This is a genomic window from Chitinophaga sp., from assembly GCF_036566945.1.
In the GTDB taxonomy this organism is placed as follows: Bacteria; Bacteroidota; Bacteroidia; order Chitinophagales; family Chitinophagaceae; genus Chitinophaga.
The window spans coordinates 1-5,021 of the sequence record NZ_DATCVJ010000365.1; the positions used below are offsets into that span (position 1 = coordinate 1).

The 5,021-nt window shown below is 44.2% G+C and carries 5 protein-coding genes; 1 reads left to right on the plus strand and 4 read right to left on the minus strand.

Features of this window, described 5'->3' with window-relative positions; genetic code table 11:
• Positions 1 to 54: 54 nt before the first annotated feature.
• The 3 genes from VIP81_RS10755 to VIP81_RS10765 all read right to left on the minus strand — a co-directional run bounded on the left by VIP81_RS10755 (position 55) and on the right by VIP81_RS10765 (position 3,929).
• Positions 55 to 1,677 (minus strand): glycosyltransferase family 39 protein, encoded by a 1,623-nt coding sequence (locus VIP81_RS10755; protein ID WP_331959730.1) that lies wholly within the window; start codon positions 1,675 to 1,677, stop codon positions 55 to 57.
• Between the two features lie 135 nt (positions 1,678 to 1,812).
• Positions 1,813 to 2,487 carry a phosphatase PAP2 family protein gene (locus tag VIP81_RS10760; RefSeq protein ID WP_331959733.1) on the minus strand — a complete coding sequence of 225 codons (675 nt, stop codon included), beginning with the start codon at positions 2,485 to 2,487 and terminating at the stop codon, positions 1,813 to 1,815.
• An 11-nt stretch (positions 2,488 to 2,498) separates the two neighbouring features.
• Positions 2,499 to 3,929: an LptF/LptG family permease gene (locus VIP81_RS10765; RefSeq protein ID WP_331959736.1), complete on the minus strand. Its 1,431-nt coding sequence runs from the start codon at positions 3,927 to 3,929 to the stop codon at positions 2,499 to 2,501.
• Positions 3,930 to 4,061: 132 nt separating this feature from the next.
• Here VIP81_RS10765 and VIP81_RS10770 point away from each other — a divergent pair, with 132 nt between their 5' ends.
• A complete protein-coding gene (locus VIP81_RS10770; protein ID WP_331959739.1) occupies positions 4,062 to 4,679 on the plus strand; it encodes a hypothetical protein in 618 nt (205 codons plus the stop codon).
• Here VIP81_RS10770 and VIP81_RS10775 read toward each other — a convergent pair.
• Positions 4,676 to 5,021: START-like domain-containing protein (locus VIP81_RS10775; protein WP_331959742.1), on the minus strand; the 346-nt coding region annotated here is incomplete at its 5' end. The two genes, VIP81_RS10770 and VIP81_RS10775, sit on opposite strands and share 4 nt — an antisense overlap.

Consider the following 5,021-nt stretch of genomic DNA (forward strand, 5'->3'; position numbering starts at 1 on the left):
ATCTGCATCAGTATAATCCTGATAAAGACAATCGCCGAAGGCGATCCCTTCCGCTTACTTGCGCTTCAGGAACACAAACCCATTCTTCTCTCCGATCACTTCCAGGTTAGGATGCTGCCGGTAAGGCTCACTATCTGTAATACGACAAATGAAATAGGCGGGCTTGTCGAGCTGCCCGTTCAGCAACCATTCCAGATCGTAATAGTTTTTATTGGCGTGTGGCTGTTCCCTGGAATAGTAATGTTGTGCATAGCTGTGATACCCTAACGCTTTCACATATACGTCCTTGCCTTGTAAGGAAATGAAGTAATCTATGGCAGCCCGCTGGGAGTAAGCTTCTATCTTAGGTACAAAGTGCAATACCGTTACCTGTATTGCCAGAATGGAACTAATAAAGAGGCAAAGCAATCCCTTGTTGATCTGCTTGCGCAGCAGTAACACGCCGCTTACAATCACCAAAATCATATAGCCGGCACCGTAAGCCGCTTCTGTAACAGACCAGGGTACTATGGCCTGTAGGTTGGCTACGGCAAACTTATCGCCAATGTAGGGGATCAGCATATCCTTGTATACACCTACCAGTGGTAACAGCGCAATCGCTAAACCCAATACAAGGCCGATGAACAGGATCAGTGCTATGTTCCAGCCCCGCAGTTGCTGTTTGCCTTCGGATAATTTATATACCTGCCATGCCGCCAGGAAAGAAAGCGGGAAATAACAGAGAGAAGAGTAATGTACAATCTTGGTTTTCACGATGGAAAACAGGATCAGCACTACCCAGAATAATACCCACATCCATATTTTGAAATCTTTCATTTCAGAAGCAGCAGGAGTGGAGTAAATAGTTTTCTGTCTGCTCTGTAAATAGGTGAACAGAAAGGTGCTGGCAGGGAAACATCCGATTAGCAACACTATCCAGTGGTAGAAGAAGGGGCCGCCATGACCTGCGTCTTCTGTGGTCAGCAACCGGATCTGGTAAGCCACAAACTCGTTGACGAACCACCAGCCATGTGCGAGAATTTCATACCCAAACCATAGCAGGGTGGTAACGCTGGCAAACAAGGCAATAAGCCCGATATGCGCAAAGCCGATACTTATTTTTCCTTTGTTCCAGATCCAGTATACCAGCAGTGTGAGTAAGGCCACCAGGATGGCCGCCGGCCCTTTGGTTAATACCGCCAGTCCCAGGAATAATCCGCTGATGATGGCCATCCTCAGGGTTTTGGGATGGTAACCGATGCGATAGGCAAAGTAGATGGAAAGGAAAATAAAGAGATTAAAAGTAGGATCTATAATGCCTGACTTAAAATAAAATTGAGGTAGCCAGGAGCCGGCATATACCAGCGCCCACCAGCAACCGAATTTCTCGTCTGCCAGTTTTTTGCCAATAGCAAATAAACTCACCATAGTGGCAATGCCAATGATCGCATTGGGAAACCGTGCGGCAAAGTCATTGACACCAAATATCATCATACTTCCTACCTGCATCCAGATAAACAATGGCGGTTTTTCCCAGAAGGGACGGAAGTCTATTTGCACCTGGCTGTAGTTGTGACTCACTATCATTTCCCTGGCTGCTTCAGCAAAGTTAATTTCGTCCCAGTCAAATAAATGTACAGCACCCAAAAAAGGTATGAATAGTAAAGCAGCCACCAGGGCAATCAATAGGTATTTCATTGGCATTTTTTAAAAAAATTAGTATTACCAACTACAAAATGATGAATGACGGATGTACAGATAGACAACAAATACAAAAGTATCCGCTTTTGTCTACCTGTAAATCCGTCATTCATTATTTATAATCCGTAATTTTTATCTCGTTGTGTTGGCTTGTAGCATAGCTTCAGCGCATATTTCAGGCGACGACGTTGTATCCCTGAATTTAAAAAAACCGTATACCATAATAGTGCTTAACGTGCCCACTATACTCCCCACATAAACATCGGCAAAGAAATGCTGGGCCAGATAAATACGCGAATAGGCAGCGGAAAGTGCCATTCCTATTAACAGTAATCCCAACTTTTTATTGCGCGATATAAGCGCCAGGAAGCTGAACATACCAAAAGCAGCAGCGGAGTGCCCGGAGGGGAAACTACAGCTACTATGCACATTTACCCATTTTACCGTGTGTACCAGGGTGGCCGTTTCATCGCCAAAAAAGCTGATGGGCCTGGGGGCATTAAAATAGTGTTTGGATACCTGTACTACAATGGTGACCAACAGTAATACTGCCAATCCAATGAAAAATAGTCTGAACCTCTGCGTAATCAGCATCAGAAACAAAACTATTCCAAACATAATACCATCGCCGAGGTAAGTCAGCCCGGTGACAATCACATCGCCCCATTCTGAATGTTCCCCATTAATCCTGAGGAATAATTCCCGCTGGGAGCAGGTTGCCAGCATCACTCCTCCCACTATCAGCCATAGCAGGAAGGGCAGAAAGAAGTAGGTATTCTTCCTGAACAGTGTAAACAGCGTTTTCAATTCTGTAGGTTTTAAATTGTAGGTTGCCTTCTAATTCTCTGTAAGAACTTTTTTATCTGTTGAATAATGCGAAAATAATACTCTTTATTAAAAAGCTGTGAATCATTCATAGCCTTAACAATAAGGAAACCTGCAATAGGTAGTAATACCATATTCGATAACCACATTCCCGACCAGGTAAACATCACGCCACTTCTGGCCATTTTTTCCCCGATCATGAAAAACACGTTAAAGATAACAAAGAATATCACTGCAAAAACCAGCGGTGTACCAAGGCCACCTTTTCGAATAATGGAGCCCAGCGGGGCACCAATCAGGAACATCACAATGCAGGCTGCTGCCAATGTGAATTTACGCTGCCATTCTACTTTATGCATCACAATCAGACCGTGTTTGTCTTCGTACTCCTGTGTAGGTTGCTCCAGGGCACTCAGTGTTTCACGTACATTTTGTTCTGCTCTTTCCAATACCGAGCGTTTGTTTTTCTCCGGTACAATATCTTCAAAATTTTTCACTTTTAACGGTGGCGCGGTGGCTGCCCAGGCAGTATCTTTCCATTTGAAAAACGGGTAACGCACCGTTACATACGAATTGATGGTTTTACTGAATTTCACTTCTGCTTTTTCCATGGAATCTATCGCTACGTCCAGCTGCCGCACATTCAGCATTTGCTGGTTGGAGGCGAAGAGGTCCATGTTTAACCGGTTAAATGCAAAAGAACTCAGGTCAAACGCTTTACTATATTTTTTAAAGCCTTGTCTGATCATGTCGCCCGGAACAGTATACCCCCGGTTGCCTCTTTCTTCATAACGCCAGCCATTTTCCAGTACAAAATACAAAAAGCGTTTGTTGGCGGTTAGCACCATCTGTCCTTTTTCTGCCAGGATCATGGCGTTACCGTTTTTATGATCGATGATCATTACCTGGTGGATGGTCTGGTTGTCTTTATCCTTCTGCGCCACCTTGATGGTATAGTCAGGAATATCTTTATAGAAAACCCCTGCTTTGATATTAAACGCAGGTTTTGAGTTAGTAATATCGTACAGTAAAGATTTTGCCTGCAGGTTGGCCACCGGAATCACGTAATTGGCAAATAAAAACGCCAGAATGCCGATAATAGTACATACAAACAGTAACGGGCGTATAAATCGCAGGAGGGAAATACCGGAAGATTTCAGGGCTACCAGCTCAAAACTTTCTCCCAGGTTACCAAAGGTCATGATAGACGACAGTAATACCGCCAGGGGGAGGGCCAGTGTTACCAGCGTGGCACTGGTATAGGAGATCAGCTGAATGATCACGCCTGTATCCAAACCTTTACCTACCAGGTCATCCACATACTTCCAGAGGAACTGCATTACCAGCACGAACAAGGTGACAAAGAAGGTGGCAACAAAAGGACCCAGAAATGTTTTGATGATTAGTTTGTCGAGTTTTTTCACTGATAATGCGGTATTAAAAAAAATGGAATCCCGATATTCGTATTTTACTATTCAGGATACTAGTAAACGGTAAAGTTAGCACGATTTCACAAAGGAGTGTTAAGCGCCACCTGAAAATACCGTTAAAATTATATGGAAAATTTTGATTTAACACCTGAAGAGGCTTCAATTATAGGCAGCGCTCACTTTATTCGCTTGAAAAACAGCGCAATAGATAAAGTAATGGGGCTGATGGGAAATTTGCAAACAGCCCTGGCAGCCTATGACCGGGACACAGATTTCCCCTTTGAGCCGGAATGGCTGTTACAGGGTGGTAAGATTTCGAGGGGAGAGCAGTATAAAGGTTTGCCATGGGTAATGCTGGATTATCCGCGGTATTTCAGTAAAACAGACGTTTTTGCCTTCCGTACCATGTTCTGGTGGGGGCATTACTTCAGCGCTACCCTGCACCTGGCGGGTAAAGTAAAAGTGCATTTCAGCACCACCCTGGAAAATGAGTATACGAAGTTGGCGGAAGCCGGATTTCAGGTCTACGTGCAGGAAAATCCCTGGGAGCATGATTTCGAAAATGGGAACTATTGTTTCATAGACACGCTGAGTTTAGATGAGTGGAAGACGCTGGTTAGCCGAAACGATTTTATTAAATTGGCTAAACCCTTCGTGATCGGTCATTGGGGCGAAATAATTACTGATGTAGTGAAGGCATATGCCACGCTACTCAGTATACTTGATCATAAACGCGGCGTTTAGCTGCCGATGCGGTGGAAGAGATCTTTCACCTGGTATTCCCATAGTTGACTTTGGTCCTTCACTTCTTTCTTCTCTGCGAAATCTTTTACTATCAGGATAGTTTCATTCGTTACTTCAGAAATTTGTATGCGGAACTCAAAATATTCCTCTTTGGGAGCATGCGTCCAGTGCAGCCGGATGTACTCATCTTCCTCTTGTTCCAGGACTTCTGCTTCTTCAGCAGTGCCATTCCAGGAAAAGGAAAAAACATTATCTCTGAAATCAACTCTATCTGCAAACCACTCCTGTAAACCAGCGGGTGTAGATAAGAATTCATACAGGATACCGGGTGAGCACCGTACC

What these genes read in the sequence shown, in the direction of transcription:
- VIP81_RS10770 (WP_331959739.1), top strand. Translation starts at nt 4,062, where the DNA reads ATGGAAAATTTTGATTTAACACCTGAAGAGGCTTCAATTATAGGCAGC.
- VIP81_RS10755 (WP_331959730.1), bottom strand. Translation starts at nt 1,677, where the DNA reads ATGAAATACCTATTGATTGCCCTGGTGGCTGCTTTACTATTCATACCT.